Genomic DNA, 23,807 nt, shown 5'->3' on the forward strand with positions numbered 1-23,807 from the left:
GTCATCGAGATCCCGGGCTCCGTCGTGCCCGTACGTGACGAGCGTCTTCTTCTCGTCCCGCATCTTGTAGCCGGTGTTCAGGCAGTCGACGACATCGCGGCCGAGCCGTCGTACGGGCCCCTTGGGGCTCGACGTGAGCGCACCGGACCGTCGTTTCCGGTCACGGCGATGCGTACGGGCCGGTCCGGTGGAGTTCCAGGGTCGTGGCGAGGCGGATGACGGCGGTGTGCCAGTGAGAAGCGGCGGGGGCCGGGCCGTGGGTGCGGAGGGTGGTCGTCACGGCGGAGACCTTGTCCGCGGTGGTGTGGAAGCCGGTGCGGTGCAGGAGGGCGGCTGCCGATTCGAGGATGTCGTGGTCGGTGGCGGTCAGGTTCTTCAGACCGTGGTGGGCGGCCTCGGCGAGGGCTGCGAGGGCCTGTTCCAAGGCGGTGGTGAGGGGGTCGTCCGGGGGGTGCGGGGCGACGGGGAGGGCGGTGTCGCCGTCGCCGGGGGCGAGGTCGGGGACGAGGGCGCCGCGGGAGGTGCGGACGGCGAGAGGGGCGAGGAGGACCCTGCCCCGGTCATGGCGGAGGGAACCGCTGATCCGGTCGGCGGTGCCGGAGGCGAGGGCGTCGGCCAGGGCGTCCAGGGTGCCGGGACAGTGGGGGTTGTACGCGGTGCTCAGCAGGGCCTCGTTGCCGGCCGGGTCGTGAAGGACGGCTTCGAGGCGCTGCGCGGCCGGGTCGTACCGCACGGGTCCGGCCTCCGCGACGGCGAGGACGCGCACGGACTCGGCCTCCACCCGAGGGCGGACGAGGCGGGGAGGAAGGGCACCGGGGGCGGGGAACTGTGCGGCGAGGTCGGTGACCAGCAGCCCGGGCGGCAGGTCGTCCCAGGCGGCGCCGACGGGGGTGACGGACGTGGTGGCGATCCGGCCGCGGGAGATCTCCACGGCGCGGCCGGCCGTGCGGGAGGTGGCCTCGCTGACCACGTTGGCGGCGGCAAGGGTGCGCAGGTTCGTGCCGAGGATCCTGCGGGATCCGAGGTCGTGGCCGGTGGGCGCCTGGCCGTCGGGCAGCTCCCAGCGTTTGTGCAGAACGAGGACGACACCGGCGTCGGGGTGGGCGAAGAAGACGTGGGCGGTGCGGTCGCGGGCGGAGCCGTCGACGTGGCAGCCGAGGGCGACGAGGCGGACTCGGCGCAAGGCTGTGCGGGCCGTCTCGGCGGTGCCGAGGACGGCCGCGGGGTCGGTGGGGGCGGCGCGGTGGCGGGCGTGGAGTTCGGCGAGGAGCAGGGCGTGGGTCTCGCGGTCGTGGCGGGCGCCGCGGACGGCGTGCTCGGCGAGCTGGTGGCGTATCTCCTCGAGGGCCGCGGCGGGCCAGTGGCGGCCGGCGGCCGTGAGGGCGGCGCCGGCACGGCGGAGGGTTCCGTCCAGGACGGGGCCGGCCTGGGGGACGCCTTCGACGAGGAGTTCGTCGACGAGGTCCATGGCCGCGCGGTGGGCGCTGTCACCGTTGTCCGGGGTTGTTTCCCTTCCTCCGACGGTGACCCGGTCGCTGCCCTCGGTGTCGGCTGCCCGGAAGGCCCAGACGGCGAGCACGACCGTCGCGCCGCGCAGCGGCTCGGCGGCGTCGGTGACGGCGAAGCCGGGGCGGTGGGGCACGGGGAAGCGGACGGTGCAGGCGGGGAGTTCGACGGCGGGAACGGGGTCGGCGGGGGTGGGGCGGTGGAGGACGGCCTGGTAGCCGCGGTCGCGGGTGCGACGGGCCGCGGCGAGGGCGGGACGGCCGAAGGTCTCGGCGAGGGCGGTGTCGTCGATGCTTCCGGGGGACCAGTCGGTGAAGGGCGGCGGGGTGTTGGATGCGGTCGCGGTGCGCTGGTAGGCGAGGACGAGGCCGATGCGGTGGCGGCAGACTCCGTGGGCCTCGCAGCTGCAGTGGGCGTCCTGCAGGGTGGCGCCGGGCGGCAGCCGGGTCTCGGTGCCGTCGGGAAAGCGGCCGTGCACGGTGTGGTCGCCGGTGACGTCCAGGTCGGGGCCTGTTCCGGCGTCGAGGTCCTTGGCGGCGCGTTTGACCAGGCCGCGGTTGGCGAGGGCGGCGAGGGTGTCGGGGGTGAGGGCGAGCAGGTCGGTGCGGGTCATGCCGTTCGTCCTCCGTGGGCCATTCTCTCGGCGACGAATTCGGCCAGGTGGCCGGGGGTCATGGCGCCGATGTGCGCGCCGGCCTCGGCGAGGCGGCCGGCCAGGTCGCGGTCGTAGGAGGGGGCGGCCTCCTCGTCGAGGGCGGCGAGGCCGAGGACGGTGACGCCCTGTCCGGTCAGGTCGCGGACGGTGCGGGTCAGGCGGTGGGCGTCGCCGCCCTCGTAGAAGTCGGTGATCAGGGCGACGATCGTGCGGCGCGGGTTGTCGACGAGACCGGCGCAGTAGTCGACGGCGCGGGCGATGTCGGTGCCACCGCCGAGCTGGACCTTCATCAGGAGTTCGACGGGGTCGGTGACGTCGGAGGTGAGGTCGACGACCTGCGTGTCGAAAGCGACCAGGTGGGTGCGCAGTCCGGGCAGGCCCCACAGGCAGGCGGCGGTGACGGCGGAGTGGATCACGGATCCGGCCATGGAGCCGGACTGGTCGACGAGGAGGATCAGCTGCCACTGCTCGATGTGGCGGCGGGTGCGGGAGTGGAAGTGCGGCCGCTCGATGAGGATGTGGCGGTCCTCGGGCCGGTAGTGGGCGAGGTTGGCGCGGATCGTGGCCCTGAAGTCGAAGTTCCGGGCGCGGGGGGTTCGGCTGGGGCGGCGGGAGCGGGCTCCGGTGAGGGCGCGCCGGATCTCCGGCCTCAGCCGCTCGGTCAGGTCGCGCACGACGGCTTCGACGATGCGCCGGGCGGCGGCCAGGATCCGCGGGTCCATCAGGTGTTTGGTGCGCAGCACGGCCCGCAGCAGGCTGGTGCTGGGTTCCACGCGGAGCAGAACGTCGGGATCGGTGACGATCTCGTCGATGCCGTAGGTCTCCACGGCGTCGCGTTCGAGGCGTTCGACCGTCTCCCGGGGGAAGAGCCGGTGGATGTCGTCGAGCCAGTCGACGACGGTGAGCGTGGAGGGGCCGTCGCCGCCCTCCCGGCCGTCGGCGGTGCCGCGGCGTTCACCACGGCGGGCGAGGTCGTCGTCACGGCCGTAGAGCCACTGGAGGGCGGTGTCGCGGGCGGCGTCCGGGCCGTCGAGTCCGCCGGTGCGGCGTTCGGCGGGGGCGCCGAGGATCAGCCGCCAGCGTTCCAGTCCCGCGCGGGGGTCGTCGGGGGTCATCGGGGTGCTCCGAGGGCGTGCCGGTCGAGCAGGAGGCCGGTGTGTTCCTCGAGGGCCGCGGCGCAGGCGAGGAGCAGCGGGTCGGCGGTGGTGCGCAGCAGGGTGCGGGCGGAGCCGTGCAGGTTCCGGCGGTCGAGGAGGAGTTGTGCGACGCGTTCGCGTTCCCGGGGCGGGAAGAAGGCGAAGGCCTGGCGCAGGGCGGGCAGGGCGCGGAGGAAGACGTCGTCGGTCATGGTGGTGACGACGCCGTCCAGGGTGTCGAGCAGGGACCGTTCGCCCTTCGGGGCGGGCCGCAGGATCTCTTCGCGGGCGAGGGCGAGCAGGCCGGCCAGCCAGTCGCCGAGGACGGCGGGGTCGGCCGCGCCGGCGAACGCTTCGGCCTCGCCTGCGGATTCGGCCGGGGCTCCGAGGGCGCGGCACAGGCCGAGGGCGGCGCCGCGCAGGTCGGCGGGGGCGTGCCGGTCGCGGGCGATGCGGGCGGCGGTCGCGGCGGCGGTTTCCGGGGTGAGGGCAAGGGCGGGTGCGGCGTGGAGGAGGGCGTCGCGGGCGGCGGTCAGGGCGCGCAGGCGGGGGACGTCGACGCCGGGCAGGCCGCCGTGGAGGCCCTCCACCAGGTGGAAGAGCCGGTCGACGGCGTGGTCGAGGACGGTGCCGAGCAGTGGGTCACGGGCGGTACCGAAGACGCGGTCATGGCGCCAGAGGCCCAGGACCACGGCGAGGGCCCGCCCGAGGGGTCCGGGGTCGGCGGTGGTGCGGATCCGGTGGGCGAGGCCGTCCAAGAGGTCGCGGGAGAGGGTTCCGGCTCCGCAGAGGACGGCGTCGAAGAGAAGGTCGGCGGTGGTCCCGGCGTCGGCGGACGTACCGGTGTCGCGGAGGCGGCGGGCGAGGAGGGCCGTGGCGGCCTCGTCGGGGCGGGCTCCGTAGGCTCCGGCCTCGGTCAGTGCGGCGTCGCGGCCGGAGCGGGGGCGAGGTTCCCAGGTTTCGTGGTCGCGGGGATCGGCCCCGTGGTCGGGGCCGGTGAGGCGGGTGTGGCCGGGGATGCCGAGGATGCGCAACTGGTGGAGGAAGCGGCTGCGTTCGAGCCCTCGGGGGCTGGTGAGATCGAGGTGGAAGGTGCGGTCGCCGTCGAGGCCGAGGCGGATCTCCTCGGCGGTCACGTGGTGGACCAGGGGTGGCAGCGGGGTGTCGGGGTGGAGGCGGCCGGTGCGGTCGCCGGTGCAGGCGACGACCGTTTCGACGACGGCGGGGTGGGCGCCGGGCCTCAGGGGGCCGTCGGTGTTCCAGGGGAGCGGCTGGTCGAGGTCGTCGGTGATCAGTGCGGCGGCGAGGCCGTCCAGGACGTCGACGCGGGCGGGGCGGGGGTGTCCGCGGAGCGCGGCGAGGCCTTCGGTGAGGGTGTGGGCGGAGATCAGGGCGGCGGTGGAGGCGGGGAGGCGGCGGGCGCGGAGCCGTTCCACGACGGTGCGGCGGAGGGTTTCCGCGGCCGCGTCAGGGCCTTCGTCCCACAGGTGCTGGTAGTAGCCGGGGGACGGCATGCCGGACTGGTAGCCGGCGAAGGCGTCCATCTGGCGGAAGGAGTAGGGCACCAGGAAGCTGCCGCCCGCGGCCCCGTCGGGCGGGGCGGGCACCGGGGGCCATGCGGTGGGTTCCGCGCCCGGAGACGTGCCGGGGGCGGCGGTGAGGGCGCGCAGGGCGGGCTGGTGGAAGCCGCCGGTCACCACCAGGACCGGCCGGCCGCCGGCGTGGGCGACTGCGGCACGGACCCAGGAGGCCATGTACTGCTCGCGGGCGCGGTCCCCGTCGTCGGCCTCGGTGTCGCCGCGCACCAGGGCGAAGTAGGCGTCCAGGCGGTCCCGCAGGCCGTCCGGATCGGCGATCTCGAAGACGCGGTCCCACAGGGCGTCCACGGTGTCGACCCGGTAACGGGCGCGGAGCCGTTCGGTGGCGCGGCTGTAGCGGGCCTCGGCATCGGCGTAGCGGTTGGCCGCGCCGTCGGGGCGGTCGGTGAAGGCGCGGTGCCAGGCGGGCAGGTCGATGAACCGGACCTCGGCGCCCGCGGTACGGCCCTCGGTGAGTGCCACCCATTCCGGGGAGTACGCGCACAGCGGGGTCCAGGAGGTGGCGACCCGTTCGGTGTCGCGGTAGTGGCTGAAGACGGCGATGGGCAGTTCGTGTCCGAGGAGCAGTTCGCCGATCCGGTCGTTCATGTCGGCGGGGCCCTCGACCAGGACGTGTGCCGGGCGCAGTTCGCGGATCGTGCGGCGGACGAGGCCGGCGCAGGCCGGTGAGTGGTGGCGCACCCCCAGGAAGGTGACGTGGGCGGTGCTCACCGTTGGTCCAGCAGGTGCCGGGCCTCGTGGAGGGCCTGCCACTGGGGGCCTCGGCGCAGGCGGGCCTGCTGTTCGAGGAAGCGGCGCAGGCGGGCGAGGTCCTCGGGGCTGTCCTTGGCGGCGGTGCCGGCGAGACAGGAGACGATGTCGGCGGCGTTGCCGGCCTCGCCGCGCAGGAACCAGCCGCGCAGGCCGACGGCGTGGGCCGTGGAGACGGCTTCGGCGGTGCTCATCACCGCGGAGGGCCGGTCGCCCTGGCCGGGTGCACCGCGCAGTTCACGGAAGGTGCCGACCAATACCTCGAGGACGTCCCGGTCGGGTGCCCGCTCGACTCCGGACTCGCGGAGCAGGGCGGTGGACTCGGCTTCGACGAGGGCGAGTTCGGTGTCGAGGTCGGGTATCGGGAAGACGGTCTCGAAGTTGAAACGGCGTTTGAGTGCGGCGCTCATCTCGTTGACGCCACGGTCGCGGGTGTTGGCGGTGGCGATGACGTTGAAGCCCTGGCGGGCGAAGACCATGCCGTCGTCGCCGTCGAGTTCGGGGACGGCGACGACGCGTTCGGAGAGCAGGGAGAGCAGGCAGTCCTGGACCTCGAGGGGGCAGCGGGTGATCTCCTCGAAGCGGACGATGCGTCCCTCGGCCATGCCGCGGAGCATGGGGGCGGGCACCAGGGAGCGGCGGGAGGGGCCTTCGGAGACCAGCAGGGCATAGTTCCAGGAGTACTTGATCTGGTCCTCGGTGGTGGCCGCGCCGCCCTGCACGGTGAGCGTGGAGGTGCCGCTGACGGCTGCCGCGATGAGCTCGGAGAGCAGCGACTTGGCGGTGCCGGGTTCGCCGACGAGCATCAGACCCCGGTTGGTGGCCAGGGTCACCAGGGCCCGTTCAACGAGCGAGGGGCTGCCGACGAACTTGCGGCTGATGCCGGCGTCGGGGTCTCCGACCACGAAGCGGAGGGCGGCACGGAGGCTGAGCTGCCAGCCGGGCGGCCGCGGGTCGGTGTCCCCGGCACGCAGCTCGGCGAGTTCGTCGGCGTGACGCACTTCCGCGGGCGGGCGCTGCAGGCGGGGCGGGTGCGGGTCGCTCACTGTGGTCATGGCGGGGCTCACTTGGCGGTGATGTCGGTCAGGTCGGCGAGAATCTCGGAGGCGACGACGGGGTCGATCTCGCCGAGGCGGTGCGGGTACGTGTGGCTGCCCCAGTAGTCACCGGGGGCGGTGTCGATCCATATGGTCTCGAGGGTCTGGTCGGGAAACTCGTTGACCATGCCGACGGCGATGCCGTCGTCGAGGGCGATGACGAGGTGGCGGTCGCGTGCGATCGGGCGGGAGAACCAGCGTTCCACGCCGTTGTCCTCGGGCGTGCCGCGTTCCCAGCCGCGCTTGGTGAGGCCGAGGAGTTTGCCGACGGGGACGGTGACGCCCTCGAAGCGGGTCAGCCGGTGGCCGGTGGCCTCCGCGTCGGTGAAGGCGTGCACGGGGCGCCCGAGCTGCGGGAAGGGCTGGAGGATCTCGTAGTCGGCGAAGAGGTCGGCCCAGGCCTCGAGTTCGTCTCCCAGATGGAGGGGGTGGGCGAGGCGCACGGTGGCGTCGGCGGGGAGGGACCACGCGTCGTCGTGGACGTCGGCGAGGGTGAGGTCCTCGGCGACACGGAACGCGGTCACCGTGCCGTCGCTGTCGCCGAGCCAGACCAGGCGGCGCACCAGGTGGCGCAGAAGGGGGTGTGAGACGAGCAGTTCGCGGAACTCGGCGGCGGTCCAGGAACGGCCGGTGACCATGGCGGCCTCCAGGCGGCGCAGTTGGTCGGAGGCGATCGTCCGGACCTCCTTCTTGAGGGCGGCGAACCGCTTGCGCTCGGCGGGGGCGAGTTCCGGGTCGTCCTTGACGCCCGGGGCCGGCAGGGCCTTGAGGAGCTTGCCGGTCTCGTCGCGGACACAGGGGCGGAGCTGTTCGTCGAAGGTGACGGTGAAGCGGCGCGGGCCGTAGTCGATGACGGTGCTGCCGTCGTCGGCGAGGCCGAGGTCGGGGACCAGCCGGTCGGCGAGCTGGTCGGTGGTGAGGCCGAGTCCTTCGGCGACCTCGTCGATCTTCTCCCGGGCCCGCTTCTTGAGGGCCTTGAACGGCACACGCTGGGAGATGCCGTGCAGATGGCGCAGGGCGGTGTCGGTGCCGATCGCGGCAAGGACGGTGAGGCCCTCGACGGCCCGGTGGTGGGCGTTCTCACCGGGCCAGGCACGCACGAGGGGGGTGAGACGGCGGACGGTCTCGTCGTCCCCGAGGAGGCCGAGGGCGTGGAGGGCCCAGCTGTCCTTGGCCGGCATGCCGTGGAACCGCCACGCCGTGAAGAGGGCCCAGGCGAACTCGGCGAGGGAGCCGGCGTCGCAGTGCTCGGTGACGGTGGCGAGGCCGGGGTAGGCGTCACCGGGCTTGGAGATCTGCAGCATGGTCGTCACGTGGCGGACGGCGTCGGCGGGCAGGGCGCCGCGGCCGCCGGTGAGCCGGATCTGCGGGAACAGGGCGGGGTCGGCCCAGGTGCAGGGGGACGGCATCCTCGCCGGGAGGGCGGCCTCCAGCGGATCGCCGGCGAGGAGGTCGGCGACGATCTCCTCGGCCTCGGCGCCGCAGCCGGCGGCGCTCTCCCGCACGGCCTCGGCGCCCACCTCCGCGGCGAGTTGCCGCAGGGCGTGTTCGGCGTGGGTGCGGGACGTGCCCGCCGGGCCGACGGCGTCGGGCACGAGGAAGGCGGCCGCGGCCCGGCCGTGGCGGCGGAGCCAGGCGAGAACCGTGGGCCTCAGCGACTGGCGGCGCACCAGCCACTCGGCCATCTGCCGGGCCACCTCGACGCTGCGGTAGGGCAGCAGCAGGCCGCAGACGGTGGCCGGGTAACGGGCGGCGAGCCGGCTCAGCATCGGCAGGGCGTGCAGGCCGTGGCGGGCGGCGACGGGCCTGAGGTAGCTCTCGGTGTCCCAGACGCGCTCGGGGGCGAAGGCGTCGAGCAGTGGGCGTACGACGTCCTCGGGGCCGGTGACGAAGAGGCGGGCGGCGTGGATGTCGCCCCGCCACGTCCCCTGCTGCATCTGCTGGATCTCGCGGGACCAGTCGTACTCGCGCCACCAGGGGGTTTCGGCGATGGCGGTGGCCGCCCAGTCCTCCTGTTCCCCGGGCTTCCAGGCCATCTCGGCCTGCGGCGCCCCGGGGACGTCGCGGGCCACGCGGGCCTTGCGGCTGGTGCGCTTGCGGGTCCACGGCGGGGCGACCAGCAGAGCGGGGAGCGCCTCCGCGGGCGCTTCCGCGTCCCGTTCGCCTCGCTCCAGCAGTGGGGCGACGACGGCTGCGGACGTCTCGGGCAGGGCGGGCAACGTCTCCTTCGTGAGCTCCGGGTGGGTCGCCACGTGCAGGGGCAGCAGCATCTGGGAGAGGGACGCCTGTTCGCTGTCGCCCGCCGCGGCGGCGGAGAGCAGCCGCAGGGCCCGCCGAGGGTAGCGGTTCATGGCGTCGAGCAGGGCGGGGCGGACATTGCGGTCGTCGCCCTTCTCCAGCAGCAGGCGGAAGGCGTCGTCGGTGGGCAGTTCGACGGCCCAGCCCGCGACGGCCCGGTGTCCGTCGGATCCGTAGGCTCCGTCGAACGCGTCCTCCAGCAGGGACCCGACGACGGGACCGAGCCGGTTCGCGAGGGTGGCGAGCAGTCGGAGGTTCCAGCCGTTCCAGCCGAGTCGTGCTCCTTGGCCGATGCGGGCGATCTGCTCCGGCCGGTACAGGGAGAGAAGGAGCATGCGCCGCAGGGCGGAGTCGTTCGGTATCGGGCCGTCGCAGCACTCGTCGACCCAGGCATGCTCCTCGGGTACCAGGTAGGAGACCACGATGCGGCGCTCGGCGCTGTCCCGGAGGCCGGCGAGGGCCTCGACGGCCCGCCGTCGGGTCTCCTCGTCGGCCGCCGCGAGCAGGTCCCGGACACGGGCGGCGGGTTCCCACACGTGGTAGGTCAGGTAATCGGCCGTTCTCCGCAGCGCCGCGTCGTACCGCCGGGAACCTGCCTGCATGTAATGGGGGTTGACGCATCCCAGCTCCACGACGGCACGAGCGGTGAACGGCAGGCCGTGTTCGGTCACGCAGGCGTCGACGAGCACGTCCACCATCGCGTGGTGCCAGCCGACGGCGATCTCCACGGCGGCTCCGAGCGGAGAGGGACTGCCCGCCCGGTGGGCCCGGCCCTCCTCCACCAGCTCCGGGTCGCTGCCGGAGGAGGAGAGCATCTCCTCGAACCAGGCCGCCTCCTGCGCGTAGTGGCGAGCGGCCTTCTCCATCGCGTCCCCGGCCGGCTTCGCGTCGGCCCGGAGCACGGGCAGGGCCCGCAGCCAGGTGGCGGGCATCTCGAACCGGTCCTCGTCGGCGATTTCCTGGTGCATGGCGCTGTCCTCCCCGTCACCCGTCGCGCGGGGACCTCATGAGCAGTTGCCGATCACGTTAGACCCCGGCACTGACAACGGGCGGGCCCGTGCACGCCCGGCGGCGGCACATCCGCATCGCGGGATCCCCCGCCCCTCACGATCAACTCTCCTGCACTGTCCGCGCTTTCGACCTGCATCAGGAGTACGGGGCACGGTCTTCCCGCGGATCGCCTCCCGCACCGATCGCCGCACCGGCGAGGTGCTGTGCGACCGGAAGGCCGACGAGGGCTCCGGCACGGCCGTACGAGGCAGGTCCACGGGCCGACGAACGACTGCCACCGCCCCGCTCGGCCCTCGGCGCGACGACGCTCCGGCCGCCGCCGACGCGGGCGCACCCGCTCGTTCGACTCGCCCGGAACCACGCATGCGGTGACGGGAGCCGCGGAGCTACCCGAGGAACGACAACCGCACCTGACGGTCGTGGTTCGAGACGTTCGTGTCGACCAGGCACACCGACTGCCAGGTGCCCAGTTCCAGCCGTCCGTCCACCACCGGGAGCGTCGCGTGGGGCGGGACGAGGGCGGGCAGGACGTGGTCGCGGCCGTGGCCGGGGCTGCCGTGGCGGTGCTGCCAGCGGTCGTCGGCGGGCAGCAGGGTGTGCAGGGCGGACAGGAGGTCGTCGTCGCTGCCGGCGCCGGTCTCGATGACGGCGATCCCGGCCGTGGCGTGCGGCACGAAGACGTTCAGCAGGCCGTCCCGGCCGGCCGCCGTCTCCCGCAGGAAGGCTTCGCAGTCGCCGGTGATGTCGGCGACCCTCTCGTGGGAGCCGGTGGTGATGGTCAGGACTCGGGTGGTGAAGGCATCGGACATGGGCTCCATCCTGGCCCATGCGCCCGGCTTCCCGCGGGAGCGCCGACGGGAAGATCCACCACCTCCGCACGGTTGGTAGAAACGTGAACGACATACGCGAGGTCGAGGTGGTCGTCGTAGGCGCCGGGCAGGCCGGGCTGTCGAGCGCCCATCACCTGCGGCGGGCCGGGTTCGAGCCGGACCGCGGCTTCGTGGTGCTGGACCACTCCCCCGGTCCCGGCGGTGCCTGGCAGTTCCGGTGGCCGTCGCTGACGTACGGCAAGGTGCACGGGATGCACGCGCTGCCCGGCATGGAGCTGGAAGGCGCCGATCCGGCGCGGGCCTCCTCCGAGGTGATCGGCGAGTACTTCGACCGCTACGAGCGGACCTTCGACCTGCGGGTACGGCGCCCGGTGGACGTACGGGCGGTGCGCGAGGGGTCCGGCGGACGGCTGCGGGTGGAGACCTCGGACGGCGACTGGTCGGCGCGGGCGCTGATCAACGCGACCGGCACCTGGGACCGGCCGTTCTGGCCCCGCTTTCCGGGCCAGGAGACCTTCCGGGGGCGGCAGTTGCACACGGCGCGGTATCCGGGGCCCGAGGCGTTCGCCGGGCAGCGGGTGGTCGTGGTGGGGGGCGGCGCGTCGGGGACCCAGCACCTGCTGGAGATCGCACCGTACGCGGCGGCCACGACCTGGGTGACCCGGCGGCCCCCGGTCTTCCGTGAGGGCCCCTTCGACGAGGAGGCGGGCCGGGCGGCCGTGGCGCTCGTCGAGGAGCGGGTGCGGCAGGGGCTGCCGCCGCGCAGTGTCGTCTCGGTGACGGGGCTGCCGCTCAATGACGCGGTCCGCCGGGGTCTGGCGGACGGCGTGCTCGACCGGCAGCCCATGTTCGAGCGGATCACGCCCGACGGTGTGGAATGGGGGGACGGACGGCGGGTGGCGGCCGACGTCATCCTGTGGGCGACCGGCTTCCGGCCTGCCGTCGGGCATCTCGCCCCGCTGCGGCTGCGGGAGCCGGGGGGCGGGATCCGGGTCGAGGGGACGCGGTCGGTCGCCGACCCGCGGATCCACCTGGTCGGTTACGGCCCCTCGGCGAGCACCGTCGGCGCCAACCGGGCGGGGCGCGCGGCGGTACGGGACATCAGGCGGCTGCTGGAGCGGGAGGAGCGGGCCGCGGCGTGACGGCCGGACGCCGGCCGCTCACTTCTCGGACGGTGCGCTCGCCTTCCCGGTCGCCTTCCTGCTCTCCTGCCCGCTCGCCTTCCCGGTCGCCTTCTTCCGCTCGGCGTCGGACTCGGCGACGTTGCGCTGGTGTTCCGCGTAGTCGGCCGTGAAGCGGGTGTCGCCCGGCCTGACGGTGACGAAGTAGAGCCAGTCGCCCGGGGCCGGGTTGATCGCGGCGCGCACCGCGTCCTCGCCGGGGTTGCCGATCGGGGTCGGGGGCAGTCCCATGCGCCGGTAGGAGTTGTAGGGGCTGTCGACCTCGGTGTCGGCGGCCGTCGTGCGCGGTGCCCCGCGGTTCAGGGCGTAGTCGACGGTGGAGTCCATCTGGAGCGGCATCCCGCGCTCCAGCCGGTTGAAGATCACCCGGGCCACCTTGTCCATGTCGGCCCTGGTGGGCGCCTCCGCCTGGATGATGCTGGCGACGGTGACCGCCTGGTAGACGTTCATCGCGTTGCGCTGCGCACCGGCGGCGATCGGGGCTCCGTTGAACTTCTTGTCGGCGGTGTCGACCATGCGGGACAGCAGCTTCTGCGGGGTCGCCTTCTCCCGGAGCGGATAGGCCGCCGGGAAGAGGTAGCCCTCCGGGTTGCCCCCGGCCTCGTCGGGCAGCTTCAGGTCCGCCTTGGCAAGGGACTTCTCCGTACTGCCGGCGGGCAGGTCGAGGACCTCGTCGACGGCGGCGTACACCTGGCTCGCGCGCCAGCCCTCCGGGACCACCAGGGTCGTGGGGCGGGAGTCGTCGCCGCCGTTCATGATCAGCAGCGGCACCGCCACGGCGGTGCCGGCCACGACGGCCCCGAGCGCCGCGAGGGCGAGACGGCCCCGGCGCGTCAGTCGGATCGTGCTCCGTGACGGAGTGTTCGTCTGCATGCGGGCACGGTAACCCGCACATCATGACAAACCCGGCATATCTTCATTTTGTCGGCTCCAGTCGGGCGTCCCGGCGCACGAGGGCCGCGTAGCGCCCGCCGCGCTCCAGCAGCTCTTCGTGCGTACCGCGTTCGACCGCGCGGCCGGAGTCGAGGACCATGATCTGGTCGGCGCTCCGGACGGTGGACAGCCGGTGGGCGATGGTGACCGTGGTGCGGTCGGCCGACAGCGCGTCGATGGCCTCCTGGACGGCGGCCTCGGTACGGGTGTCCAGGGCGCTGGTGGCCTCGTCGAGCACCAGGACCGGCGGATCGCGCAGGATGGTCCGGGCGATCGCCAGGCGCTGCTTCTCACCACCGGAGAAGCGGTGGCCGCGCTCGCCGACCACCGTGTCGTACCCGTCGGGCAGGGAGGTGATGTGGTCGTGGATCTGGGCGGCCCGCGCCGCCGCGTGCAGCTCCTCGTCGGTGGCGTCCGGCTTGGCGAAGCGCAGGTTGTCCGCGACCGAGGCGTGGAAGAGGTACGTCTCCTGGGAGACGACGCCCACCGCGCGGGCCAACGTGTCGAAGTCGAGGTCGCGGACGTCGACGCCGTCGAGGGTGACCCGGCCGCCCGTCACGTCGTACAGCCGCGGCACGAGGTGGCCGAGGGTGGACTTGCCGGCGCCGGTCGGGCCGACCACGGCGAGGCTGCCGCCCGGGGGGACGGTGATGTCGATGCCGTCGAGGACGGGGCCGCTCTTGTCGTCGTAGCCGAAGGTGACGCCCTCGAAGCGGACCTCGCCCTTGATCCGGTCGAGGTGGACCGGGTCCGCGCGCTCGGTGATGTCGACCGGGAGGTCGAGGTACTCGAAGATGCGCTGGAAGAGCGCGAGCGACGTCTGGATCTGGACACCGGTGGACAGCAGGCTCACCGCCGGGCGGAACAGGCCCTGCTGGAGCGAGACGAAGGCGACGAGGGTGCCGATGGAGACCTCGGGACCACCCGTCCGCAGGGCGATGCCGGCCGTCCAGTAGATGATCGCCGGCATGGCCGACATGACGATCGTGATGACGGCCATGCGCCAGCGGCCGGCCATGTTCGACCGGATCTCCAGGTCGACCAGACGCTCGGACTCGTCCGAGAAGGCGCCGGTCAGCGAGTCGGAGCGGCCCATGGTGCGGCCGAGCAGGATACCGCTGACCGAGAGCGACTCGGTGACCGTGGCGGCCATCGCCGCCATCTGCTTCTGGCGCCGGGTGGTGATCCTCCTGCGTTCGTCGCCGACGCGGCGGCTGATCCAGACGAACACCGGGAGCAGGACCAGCGTCACGACGGTCAGCCGCCAGTCGAGCGCCAGCATCGCGACGACGGTGGCGACCACGCTGGTGAGGTTGGAGACCAGGGAGGTCGCCGTGGAGGTCACGGTGGCCTGCATGCCGCCGATGTCGTTGGCGATGCGGGACTGGACCTCGCCGGTGCGGGTGCGGGTGAAGAAGGCGAGCGACATGCGCTGGAGCCGGCCGTAGACGGCGGTGCGCAGGTCGTGCATCACGCGCTGGCCGACGGTGGTCGAGATCAGGGTCTGCAGCACGCCGAAGACGCTGGTGAGGACGGCGCTGAGGATCATGCCGAGCGCGAGCAGGCTGAGCAGTCCGGTGCGGCCCTCGGGGATGGCGACGTCGAGGATCGCCTTCAGCAGGAACGGGGTGGCCACCGAGACCAGTGAGGCGGCGCCGACGAGCAGGCCGACGATCGCGAGGCGGCCCCGGTAGGGACGGAAGAGCCTCAGGATGCGCCGCACCTGCCGGGGTTTCTCCTCGATGCCGGCAGGCGGCGTCCAATCGGGTTCGTGGTCGGGGTGCATGGTCTCCTCAAGGTCGGACGCCCGGGAGGCGCCCCGGAGCAAGCGGAACACGTTCATTGTTACCTATGCTCACAGTGAGCGGCATCCTGATATCGTTCCCGCATGACCGCCCCCGACCCCGACGGCCTGTTGGCCGAGCAACTGCTTCGGCTCACCCGCCGGGTGCACCGCATCCAGAAGCGTCATCTGGAGGAGCGCGAACTCGGTATCACCCCTGCCCAGTCACGGTTGCTGCGCACCCTCGCGCACTACGGTTCACCGCCCCGCATGGCCGATCTGGCAGAGCGGCTGGAGGTGGTCCCCCGCGCCGTCACCACACTGGTCGACGGACTGGAGGCGAACGGCAAGGTGCGACGGGTGCCGGATCCGGCCAATCGGCGGGTGATCCGGATCGAGCTCACCGACGACGGGCGCGCGGCCCTGCGGGAGCTGCGCGCCGCGCGCCGGTCCGCCGCGGAGGAGATCCTGGCCCCGCTGGGGGAGGCGCAGCGCGAGGCACTGGGCGAGTTGCTGGACACCCTGATCGACGGGACGGTTCCCGCGCGGTGCGGCGATGCGCCCGGGCGACCCGTGTGACGTGACGATACGGCGGTGCCGGCCGCCCGGGTCGCCGGTTCCGTGCGGTCGTGGGGAAAACCGTTTGCCTCCCGGCACGTAACGGGGTCAACCTGTCACGGTTTGCTGCCGCCGTCCTCGGACTGCGCACGCCGCCGCCTTCTCCCCCGTTTCCGCCGCCCCCTGATCCGAGCCACTGGGACGTCATGCAGATCCAAGACCTTCCGTTCCCCGACCCGGGGGTGCCCGACGCCCGCTCGGGCCCCCGATTCCTGTGGTGGCTCTTCCGGAACCAGCTGTCCGGGCAGCTCAAGTCGCTGGCCTGGGGCCTGCTGCACTTCGCCTCCGTGGCCTCGCTGCCGTTCTGCGTCGGCGTCGCCGTGCAGGCCGCGGTCGACCGCTCCGGCGGCCGGCTCGCGCTGGCCGGCGGCCTGCTGGCGCTGGCCTGCGCGGGCAACGCGATCGGCGACACCTTCCTGCACCGCGCCGCCGTCACCAACTGGATCACCGCGGCGGCCCGCGTCCAACAGCTGCTGGCCCGCAAGGCGGCGACGCTGGGCTCCGCGCTGACCCGGCGGGTCGCCGCCGGGGAGGTCGTGGCGGTCTCCACCGGTGACGTCGAGAAGATCGGGTGGTTCGTGGAGGCCCTGTCGCGGTTCACCGCGGCGGCGGTCACCGTCGTGCTGGTCTGCGTCGGCCTGGTCGTCTACCAGCCGGCGCTGGGGATCGTCGTCGCCGTGGGACTGCCGGTACTGGCGATCGCGGTGCTGCCGCTGCTGCCCCGCGCCACCCGACGGGCGGACGTCCAGCGCGAGAAGGCCGGCCGGGCCACCGAACTCGCCTCGGACACCGTCGCCGGACTGCGCGTACTGCGCGGCATCGGCGGCGAGGAACTGTTCCTCGACCGCTACCGCCGCGCCTCCCAGGAGGTCCGCCACGCCGCCGTGCGCAGCGCCAGGATGTGGGCCCTGATCTCCGCGATCCAGGTGATGCTGCCGGGAATCCTGCTGATCACGGTGGTCTGGTACGGCGTCCGTCTCGCCCACGAGGGCCGGATCGCCGTTGGCGAACTGGTCACCGTCTACAGCTCGGTCATGGTGCTCACCTACCCGCTACGGCACTTCGAGGAGATCGCGATGGCGTACTCCTTCTCGCGCCCCTCGGCGAAACGGGCCGCGCGGGTGCTGTCGCTGGAGCGGGCCACGGACACCGCGGGATCGCGCGCCACCGAGGACCCGTCCGGAGACCTGTACGACCCGGCGACCGGTCTGCTCGCCCCCGAGGGCCGGCTCACCGCCGTGGTGTGCGGGGACCCGGACGCGGCGGGACGGCTGGCCGAACGGCTCGGCGGACACGCCTCCGAGCAGGGCACCTCGGTGCTGCTCGGAGGCGTGCCGCTGGACGAGCTGCCGCTGGACTCCGCCCGCCGGGCCGTCCTCGTGCAGGACAAGGATCCGGTACTGCTCTCCGGCACCCTGCGCGAACTGCTCGACGTGCCGGCGTCCGGTGCGGTCGACCCGCGCGACGCACTGGACGCGGCACAGTGCGGGGACGTGCTGGCGGCGCTGGTGCAGGGCTCGGTGGACACCGCGGACCCGATGGACGCGCGGATCACCGAGCGCGGGCGGTCCCTGTCCGGCGGGCAGCGCCAGCGGCTCGCGCTGGCCCGGTCGCTGGTCACGGACCCGGAGGTGCTCGTCCTGGACGAGCCGACCTCGGCCGTCGACTCGCACACCGAGGCCCGCGTCGCCCAGGGCGTGCGTGACCTGCGGGCGCGGCGCACCACCGTGGTGTTCACCTCGTCCCCGCTGTTGCTGGACCGCGCCGACCGGGTGGTGTTCCTGCACGGCGACACCGTCGCGGCGACCGGCGAACACCGCGAACTGGTGCGCACCGAGCCCCGGTACCGGGCCGTGGTGACGCGCGAGGACGAGGCCGCGCCGGCCGAGGTACTGGGCGAGGACGAGGTCCTGCACCGACTGGAACAGCTGGAAGAGATCGAGGAGACAGCATGATCGGCGTGGCGCCACCGGCCTACGACCCGGCGGCCCCGACCACGGCCGCCACGCTGCCCGTGGGGGCGCCCGCGACCGTCCGCGCCTACGTGGGCGAGCTGCTGCGCAGGCACCGCCGGGCCTTCGTGCTGCTGATCACGGTGAACACGGTCGCCGTGCTCGCCTCGATGGTGGGCCCGTATCTGCTGGGCGGACTGGTGGAGCGGGCCTCGGACCGGGAGCGGGAACTGCACCTGGGGCTCACGGTCACGCTGTTCGTGCTCGCGCTGGCCCTCCAGGCGGTGTTCGTCCGGCAGGTACGGCTGCGCGGGGCGATGCTCGGCGAGCGGATGCTGGCCGATCTGCGGGAGGACTTCCTGGTGCGGTCGGTCGGGCTGCCACCGGGGGTGCTGGAACGGGCGGGCACGGGTGACCTGCTGTCGCGGATCACGACCGACATCGACCGGCTCGGCAACGCCATGCGCGAGGCCGTGCCCCAGCTGGCCATCGGCGTGGTGTGGGCGGCGCTGCTGCTGGGCGGACTGGTCGTCACGGCGCCCGAGCTGGCGCCGGCCGTGCTGCTCGCCGTACCGCTGCTGGTGATCGGCTGCCGCTGGTACTTCCGGCGGGCGCCGGCCGCCTACCGTTCGGAGGCCGCCGGGTACGCGGCCGTGGCCGCCGCGCTCACCGAGACCGTGGACGCGGGGCGGACCGTGGAGGCGCACCGCCTCGGCGCGCGCCGCGTGGCGCTGTCGGACCAGCGGGTCGCGGAGTGGACGGCCTGGGAGCGCTACACCCTCTGGCTGCGGTCGGTGCTCTTCCCCGTCGTCAACGTCACCCACGTCACCGTGCTCGGCTCGGTGCTGATGATCGGCGGGGTGTTCGTCCTGCAGGGCTGGATCGGCGTCGGCCAGCTCACCACGGGCGCGCTGATCGCGCAGATGCTCGTCGACCCGGTGGGGCTGATCCTGCGCTGGTACGACGAGCTGCAGGTGGCGCAGGTGTCGCTGGCCCGGCTGGTCGGGGTCCGGGACATCGAGCCCGACGCCGGTGACGCCGCGCTCGCCCCCGACGGGCGCCGGGTGCACGCGGACCGGGTGCACTTCGGCTACCGGGAGGGCGTCGACGTGCTGCGCGAGGTGTCCCTCGAGGTCGCCCCCGGGACCAGGCTGGCACTGGTCGGTCCCTCGGGCGCGGGCAAGTCCACCCTGGGCCGTCTGCTCGCCGGGATCTACGCGCCCCGGGACGGGCGGGTCACCCTGGGCGACGCCGAGCTGTCGCGGATGACCGCGGAACGGGTCCGGGAGCACGTGGCCCTGGTCAACCAGGAGCACCACGTCTTCGTGGGCTCCCTGCGCGACAATCTGCGGCTCGCCAGGACGAACGCGGAGGACGCCGAACTGTGGGCGGCGCTCGGGGCGGTCGACGCGGACGGCTGGGCCCGTGCGCTGGACGAGGGCCTGGACACCGAGGTCGGCTCCGGCGGGTTCGCGCTCACCCCGGCCCAGGCCCAGCAGATCGCGCTGGCCCGGCTGGTGCTGGCCGACCCGCACACGCTGGTCCTGGACGAGGCGACCTCGCTGCTCGACCCGCGCGCGGCACGGCACCTGGAGCGCTCCCTGGCCCGTGTCCTGGACGGCAGGACCGTCATCGCCATCGCCCACCGCCTGCACACCGCGCACGACGCGGACGTCATCGCCGTCGTGGAGGACGGCCGCATCAGCGAACTGGGCAGCCACGACGACCTGGTCGCGGCGGACGGAGCGTACGCGGCCCTGTGGCGCTCCTGGCACGGCTGAACCCGCACCGCCCCGGCGGGAGCGGGCCCGCGGACGAGGTCCCCCCGGATCTGCCGCGGTGACCCCGGGCCGGCCCGTGATCCCGCTGCCCTGGCCAGTGGCGCGGGGCCGTGCCGGCGATCGGCCGTCCGCTCGGGGCGTGCGGCACCAATGGGGCCGGGGAACGCGGCCCCACCGGCGACCGTGCCCGTGCGGGTCCGCGGGCTCGGGGGCGGTTCCGGGACGCGTGCCGGGGCAGTGACGGGACCGCCGGGCGCGCCGCACGCCGGTGGTGTGCCGTTGCGCGGTGGGGAACTCCGGTGGAAGGCTGGAATCAGGCACCGGCTCGGGGGAGCCCGGGGCCCGGCGGACCGGGCACGGACGGCGCCGGCGCCCCGTGCAACGGCGACCCGCCGCGGTCCGCGGTGAGAAGGGGCCCGTCCTCACCCCCTGGAGGTACCTGTGAACAGCGCCGACGGATGGGGAGACGACGTCTACCAGCCCGACGGTTCGGAGCAGAGGGAGGACACCGGGCTGCTCGACGCGGAGGACACCCTCGAGTACGACGGCGTCGACGATCCCCTCGACCGCGGCTGGTCCCCGCCGGAACGTCCCTGGGCGGTGGAGCACACCGGCGTGACGGCCGGGGAACGCCACCGGGGCGAGACCCTGGAGCAGCGGCTCGCCGAGGAGCAGCCCGACTCCCCCGCACCCGACGGCGACGGCGACGGCCTGGGTGATTCCCAGGACACCGACGGGGAACTCCTGGACAACGAGGTGGGCGCCGCACGCTCCGGCCGGCTCGTGGCCCCCGACGAAGGGGCGCACGAGGACGAGGAGGAGGCCCTGGTCGCCATGGACGTCGGCATCGACGGCGCGGCCGCCACCGCCGAGGAGGCCGCGATGCACGTCGTCGACGAGGACAATCTGCCGGGCTGACCCCGAGGAGCATCCATGCAGCAGGACAAGCACCCCGACTACCACCCGGTCGTCTTCCGTGACCGTGCCGCCGGTTACGCCTTCCTCACCCGGTCCACCGCGACCAGCGACCGGACCATCGAGTGGGACGACGGCGAGACCTACCCGGTGGTGGAGGTGGAGATCTCCTCGGAGAGCCACCCGTTCTACACGGGCAAGGCCCGGACCGTGGACACGGAGGGCCGCGTCGCCCGCTTCGAGCGCCGGTACGGCGGTGAGGGCTCCGGCTGAGCCCCGGACGGGCGCGCCCCTCAGATCACGTTGAGCGCCGCCGCGCAGCCCACTCCGCCCAGCAGCATGAACACGGGCATCAGCACCTTCAGCTCCACCCAGCTGCCCGCCCGGAACCGCATCGCCTTCGGCGGGCCGATCGGGTACCAGCGCTTGCGGCCCACCGGTATCGGCCACAGGATCGGGCAGCCGGAGACGGTCAGCGCGTCCCCGATGTCGTGCACCAGCGCGCCCAGCACGACCGGCAGCCCCAGCCACAGGTACTCCTGGCCCGGCTCGGTGAACAGCCAGTCGGAGCCGTGGCCCGGCTGGTCCAGGACGCCCGCGATGATCCAGGCACAGGCCGCGGCCAGCAGCCACACCAGGACGTCGCTGCTGGAGCCGCGCGTCGCCCGCCACAGCAGGCCCTCGATGGCCAGCACCATGTGCACGAAGAGGATGCCCAGCACCGCCCAGCGGCCGCCCGTGATCGCCAGGACCGCGGTGCCGGCACCGATCAGGACGGCCCACAGCCAGGTGTGCGTGAGCGTGCGGTGCCCGCCGGAGCGGCGCGGGTCGCCCTGCTTCTTGGTGGCCTTGTAGACGGCGTAGGACAGCTTGTCGACGATCTCGCACAGCCAGCGGGACACGGGGCCGAAGGCCCGTGAGATGGTGGCCGCCTTGTGGTCCAGGTCGGGGGCGAGCGCGGCGCCGGCGCAGATCAGGGCGCCGGCCAGGAGCACCGGCCAGGGCATGGGGTGTCCGGCGGCGGCCGTCGCCGCGCCGACCCCGAGCCAGGCCGCGGCGCCCGACAGTGAGTGTGCTGGTCCCATCATCGCCGTTGCCCGCCCCATTCCTCGTTCGCCACCGGCCGGTCGGCCCGGTGCGTTGACGCCCCGCCGGCGACACAGCGTAGCGTTCGCGATCTTCGCGCCCGCAGCCGATTCCCCCATCGGCCGGGTGGGCAGGCAAGATGGGGGCGTGACCCTCATCGATCAGCTGCCGCCGACCGCCGACCCCGACGCCCTCTACGAAGCCTTCGAGTCGTGGGCCCAGGAGCGCGGTCTCACGCTCTACCCGCACCAGGAGGAGGCGCTGATCGAGGTGGTCTCCGGGGCGAACGTGATCGTGTCGACGCCCACGGGCTCCGGCAAGAGCATGATCGCGGCGGGCGCCCACTTCGCCGCCCTGGCGCGCGACGAGGTCACCTTCTACACGGCGCCCATCAAGGCGCTGGTGTCGGAGAAGTTCTTCGAGCTGTGCAAGATCTTCGGCACGGAGAACGTCGGCATGCTCACCGGCGACGCGTCCGTCAACGCCGACGCCCCGGTGATCTGCTGCACCGCCGAGGTGCTGGCGTCGATCGCGCTGCGCGACGGCAAGGACGCCGACGTGGGCCAGGTCGTGATGGACGAGTTCCACTTCTACGCGGAGGGGGACCGCGGCTGGGCCTGGCAGATCCCTCTGCTGGAGCTGCCGCAGGCGCAGTTCGTGCTGATGTCGGCGACGCTCGGCGACGTCTCCTTCTTCGAGAAGGACCTCACCCGCCGCACCGGCCGCCCCACCGCCGTGGTCCGCTCGGCGACCCGGCCCGTGCCGCTGTCCTACGAGTACCGGTACACGCCTCTCACCGAGACGCTCACCGACCTGCTCGAGGCCCGGCAGGCGCCGGTCTACATCGTGCACTTCACGCAGGCGCAGGCGGTGGAGCGGGCACAGGCGCTGATGAGCATCAACATGTGCACGCGCGAGGAGAAGGACAGGATCGCCGAGCTGATCGGCAACTTCCGCTTCACCACCAAGTTCGGCCGCAATCTGTCCCGCTACGTCCGGCACGGCATCGGCGTGCACCACGCCGGCATGCTGCCCAAGTACCGGCGGCTGGTGGAGAAGCTCGCACAGGCCGGTCTGCTGAAGGTCATCTGCGGCACGGACACGCTCGGGGTGGGCGTCAACGTCCCCATCCGCACGGTGCTGTTCACGGCCCTGACCAAGTACGACGGCACCCGCGTGCGCACGCTGCGGGCCCGGGAGTTCCACCAGATCGCGGGCCGCGCCGGGCGTGCCGGCTTCGACACCGAGGGCTTCGTGGTGGCCCAGGCCCCCGAGCACGTCGTCGAGAACGAGAAGGCGCTGGCGAAGGCGGGCGACGACCCGAAGAAGCGCCGCAAGGTCGTGCGCAAGAAGGCACCCGAGGGCTTCGTCGCCTGGAGCGAGCAGACCTTCGAGAAGCTCATCGACTCCGAGCCGGAGCCGCTGACCTCCCGCTTCCGGGTCACGCACACCATGCTGCTGTCGGTGATCGCCCGGCCCGGCAACGCCTTCGAGGCGATGCGGCGGCTGCTGGAGGACAACCACGAGCCGCGCAGGCAGCAGCTGCGGCACATCCGGCGGGCGATCGCCATCTACCGCTCGCTGCTGGACGGCGGCATCGTCGAGAAGCTCGACCGGCCGGACGCCGAGGGCCGGATCGTCCGCCTCACCGTGGACCTGCAGCAGGACTTCGCGCTGAACCAGCCACTGTCCACGTTCGCACTGGCCGCGTTCGAACTGCTGGATCCCGAATCGCCGTCGTACGCGCTGGACATGGTGTCCGTGGTGGAGTCCACGCTGGACGATCCGCGCCAGATCCTCGCCGCCCAGCAGAACAAGGCGCGCGGCGAGGCGGTCGCCGCGATGAAGGCCGACGGGGTGGAGTACGAGGAGCGCATGGAGCGCCTCCAGGACATCACCTACCCGAAGCCGCTGGAGGAGCTGCTCTTCCACGCGTACAACACCTACCGCAAGAGCCACCCCTGGGTCGGTGACCATCCGCTGTCGCCGAAGTCCGTGATCCGGGACATGTACGAGCGGGCGCTGTCGTTCACCGAGCTGGTGTCCCACTACGAGCTGGCCCGCACCGAGGGCATCGTGCTGCGCTACCTCGCGAGCGCCTACAAGGCGCTGGAGCACACCGTCCCCGACGACCTGAAGTCGGAGGACCTGGAGGATCTGATCGCCTGGCTGGGCGAGACGGTGCGCCAGGTCGACTCCAGCCTGCTGGACGAGTGGGAGCAGCTGGCCAATCCGGAGGAGATGACCGCCGAGGAGGCGCAGGAGAGAGCCGACCAGGTCAAGCCGGTCACCGCCAACGCACGCGCCTTCCGCGTCCTGGTCCGCAACGCGATGTTCCGCCGGGTCGAGCTCGCAGCCCTCGACCAGGTGGACGAGCTGGGCGAGCTGGACGCCGAGGGCGGCTGGGACGCGGACGCCTGGGGCGAGGCGATGGACAAGTACTGGGACGAGCACGAGGAGCTCGGCACCGGTCCCGACGCCCGCGGGCCGAAGCTGCTGCTGATCGAGGAGCAGCCGCAGAACGGGCTGTGGCGGGTCCGGCAGATCTTCGACGACCCCGCCGGCGACCACGACTGGGGCATCAGCGCCGAGGTCGACCTCACCGCCTCCGACGCGGAGGGCCGCGCGGTCGTCCGCGTCACCGATGTCGGCCAGCTGTGAGCACAGGAGAACCCCA

General features: G+C 73.2%; 16 protein-coding genes. 7 read left to right on the top strand and 9 right to left on the bottom strand.

Going from position 1 to position 23,807, the window contains the following annotated elements; translation table 11 throughout:
* Nucleotides 1–160: 160 nt before the first annotated feature.
* From ACH5AO_RS01870 to ACH5AO_RS01895, 6 genes are all read right to left on the bottom strand, one after another.
* Entirely contained in the window at nucleotides 161–2,119 is a 1,959-nt protein-coding gene (locus tag ACH5AO_RS01870; protein ID WP_398920732.1) for a hypothetical protein, read from the bottom strand.
* Nucleotides 2,116–3,276 carry a VWA domain-containing protein gene (locus ACH5AO_RS01875; RefSeq protein WP_398920734.1) on the bottom strand — a complete coding sequence of 387 codons (1,161 nt, stop codon included), beginning with the start codon at nucleotides 3,274–3,276 and terminating at the stop codon, nucleotides 2,116–2,118. Before ACH5AO_RS01875 ends, ACH5AO_RS01870 begins: the two co-directional genes overlap by 4 nt.
* Nucleotides 3,273–5,606: a DUF5682 family protein gene (locus tag ACH5AO_RS01880; RefSeq protein WP_398920736.1), complete on the bottom strand. Its 2,334-nt coding sequence runs from the start codon at nucleotides 5,604–5,606 to the stop codon at nucleotides 3,273–3,275. Before ACH5AO_RS01880 ends, ACH5AO_RS01875 begins: the two co-directional genes overlap by 4 nt.
* Entirely contained in the window at nucleotides 5,603–6,700 is a 1,098-nt protein-coding gene (locus tag ACH5AO_RS01885) for an AAA family ATPase (RefSeq protein WP_202274100.1), read from the bottom strand. The genes ACH5AO_RS01880 and ACH5AO_RS01885 overlap by 4 nt, the downstream gene beginning before the upstream one ends.
* An 8-nt stretch (nucleotides 6,701–6,708) precedes the next feature.
* Nucleotides 6,709–10,008 (bottom strand): DUF4132 domain-containing protein, encoded by a 3,300-nt coding sequence (locus ACH5AO_RS01890; RefSeq protein ID WP_398920739.1) that lies wholly within the window; start codon nucleotides 10,006–10,008, stop codon nucleotides 6,709–6,711.
* 429 nt (nucleotides 10,009–10,437) lie between these two features.
* Nucleotides 10,438–10,860, bottom strand: a complete 423-nt coding sequence (locus ACH5AO_RS01895) for a secondary thiamine-phosphate synthase enzyme YjbQ (RefSeq protein ID WP_398920741.1) — start codon at nucleotides 10,858–10,860, stop codon at nucleotides 10,438–10,440.
* A gap of 83 nt (nucleotides 10,861–10,943) precedes the next feature.
* Here ACH5AO_RS01895 and ACH5AO_RS01900 point away from each other — a divergent pair, with 83 nt between their 5' ends.
* Nucleotides 10,944–12,023 carry an NAD(P)-binding domain-containing protein gene (locus ACH5AO_RS01900; protein WP_398920743.1) on the top strand — a complete coding sequence of 360 codons (1,080 nt, stop codon included), beginning with the start codon at nucleotides 10,944–10,946 and terminating at the stop codon, nucleotides 12,021–12,023.
* Between the two features lie 18 nt (nucleotides 12,024–12,041).
* Here ACH5AO_RS01900 and mltG read toward each other — a convergent pair whose 3' ends face one another.
* Both mltG and ACH5AO_RS01910 read right to left on the bottom strand, forming a co-directional pair.
* A complete protein-coding gene (gene mltG, locus ACH5AO_RS01905; RefSeq protein ID WP_398920745.1) occupies nucleotides 12,042–12,935 on the bottom strand; it encodes an endolytic transglycosylase MltG in 894 nt (297 codons plus the stop codon).
* A gap of 43 nt (nucleotides 12,936–12,978) precedes the next feature.
* Nucleotides 12,979–14,781, bottom strand: coding sequence for an ABC transporter ATP-binding protein (locus ACH5AO_RS01910; protein ID WP_398921079.1), 1,803 nt, complete (start codon nucleotides 14,779–14,781; stop codon nucleotides 12,979–12,981).
* A gap of 102 nt (nucleotides 14,782–14,883) precedes the next feature.
* Here ACH5AO_RS01910 and ACH5AO_RS01915 point away from each other — a divergent pair, with 102 nt between their 5' ends.
* From ACH5AO_RS01915 to ACH5AO_RS01935, 5 genes are all read left to right on the top strand, one after another.
* Entirely contained in the window at nucleotides 14,884–15,357 is a 474-nt protein-coding gene (locus tag ACH5AO_RS01915) for a MarR family winged helix-turn-helix transcriptional regulator (protein WP_398920747.1), read from the top strand.
* A gap of 185 nt (nucleotides 15,358–15,542) precedes the next feature.
* Nucleotides 15,543–17,351 carry an ABC transporter transmembrane domain-containing protein gene (locus tag ACH5AO_RS01920; protein WP_398920749.1) on the top strand — a complete coding sequence of 603 codons (1,809 nt, stop codon included), beginning with the start codon at nucleotides 15,543–15,545 and terminating at the stop codon, nucleotides 17,349–17,351.
* Nucleotides 17,348–19,129, top strand: a complete 1,782-nt coding sequence (locus ACH5AO_RS01925; protein WP_398920751.1) for an ABC transporter ATP-binding protein — start codon at nucleotides 17,348–17,350, stop codon at nucleotides 19,127–19,129. The genes ACH5AO_RS01920 and ACH5AO_RS01925 overlap by 4 nt, the downstream gene beginning before the upstream one ends.
* Before the next feature lie 441 nt (nucleotides 19,130–19,570).
* Nucleotides 19,571–20,047, top strand: a complete 477-nt coding sequence (locus ACH5AO_RS01930; protein WP_398920753.1) for a DUF5709 domain-containing protein — start codon at nucleotides 19,571–19,573, stop codon at nucleotides 20,045–20,047.
* Between the two features lie 15 nt (nucleotides 20,048–20,062).
* Nucleotides 20,063–20,317: a type B 50S ribosomal protein L31 gene (locus tag ACH5AO_RS01935; protein ID WP_085572959.1), complete on the top strand. Its 255-nt coding sequence runs from the start codon at nucleotides 20,063–20,065 to the stop codon at nucleotides 20,315–20,317.
* Between the two features lie 20 nt (nucleotides 20,318–20,337).
* Here ACH5AO_RS01935 and ACH5AO_RS01940 read toward each other — a convergent pair whose 3' ends face one another.
* Complete coding sequence (locus ACH5AO_RS01940) at nucleotides 20,338–21,132, bottom strand: metal-dependent hydrolase (RefSeq protein WP_398920755.1); 795 nt, start codon at nucleotides 21,130–21,132, stop codon at nucleotides 20,338–20,340.
* Nucleotides 21,133–21,277: 145 nt separating this feature from the next.
* Between ACH5AO_RS01940 and ACH5AO_RS01945 the strand changes: the two genes are divergently transcribed.
* On the top strand, nucleotides 21,278–23,791 hold the full coding sequence (locus tag ACH5AO_RS01945) for a DEAD/DEAH box helicase (protein WP_398920757.1): 2,514 nt from the start codon (nucleotides 21,278–21,280) through the stop codon (nucleotides 23,789–23,791).
* Nucleotides 23,792–23,807 lie beyond the last annotated feature (16 nt).

Origin of the sequence: Streptomyces sp. NPDC018964 (genome assembly GCF_044390325.1) — a bacterium.
GTDB lineage: Bacteria > Actinomycetota > Actinomycetes > Streptomycetales > Streptomycetaceae > Streptomyces.

Bases quoted from the DNA above. Each gene is read 5' to 3' on its own strand.
- ACH5AO_RS01940 (WP_398920755.1), bottom strand. From the start codon at position 21,132: ATGATGGGACCAGCACACTCACTGTCGGGCGCCGCGGCCTGGCTCGGG.
- ACH5AO_RS01920 (WP_398920749.1), top strand. From the start codon at position 15,543: ATGCAGATCCAAGACCTTCCGTTCCCCGACCCGGGGGTGCCCGACGCC.
- ACH5AO_RS01925 (WP_398920751.1), top strand. From the start codon at position 17,348: ATGATCGGCGTGGCGCCACCGGCCTACGACCCGGCGGCCCCGACCACG.
- ACH5AO_RS01910 (WP_398921079.1), bottom strand. From the start codon at position 14,781: ATGCACCCCGACCACGAACCCGATTGGACGCCGCCTGCCGGCATCGAG.
- ACH5AO_RS01935 (WP_085572959.1), top strand. From the start codon at position 20,063: ATGCAGCAGGACAAGCACCCCGACTACCACCCGGTCGTCTTCCGTGAC.
- ACH5AO_RS01890 (WP_398920739.1), bottom strand. From the start codon at position 10,008: ATGCACCAGGAAATCGCCGACGAGGACCGGTTCGAGATGCCCGCCACC.
- ACH5AO_RS01895 (WP_398920741.1), bottom strand. From the start codon at position 10,860: ATGTCCGATGCCTTCACCACCCGAGTCCTGACCATCACCACCGGCTCC.
- ACH5AO_RS01885 (WP_202274100.1), bottom strand. From the start codon at position 6,700: ATGACCACAGTGAGCGACCCGCACCCGCCCCGCCTGCAGCGCCCGCCC.
- ACH5AO_RS01915 (WP_398920747.1), top strand. From the start codon at position 14,884: ATGACCGCCCCCGACCCCGACGGCCTGTTGGCCGAGCAACTGCTTCGG.
- ACH5AO_RS01875 (WP_398920734.1), bottom strand. From the start codon at position 3,276: ATGACCCCCGACGACCCCCGCGCGGGACTGGAACGCTGGCGGCTGATC.
- mltG (WP_398920745.1), bottom strand. From the start codon at position 12,935: ATGCAGACGAACACTCCGTCACGGAGCACGATCCGACTGACGCGCCGG.
- ACH5AO_RS01870 (WP_398920732.1), bottom strand. From the start codon at position 2,119: ATGACCCGCACCGACCTGCTCGCCCTCACCCCCGACACCCTCGCCGCC.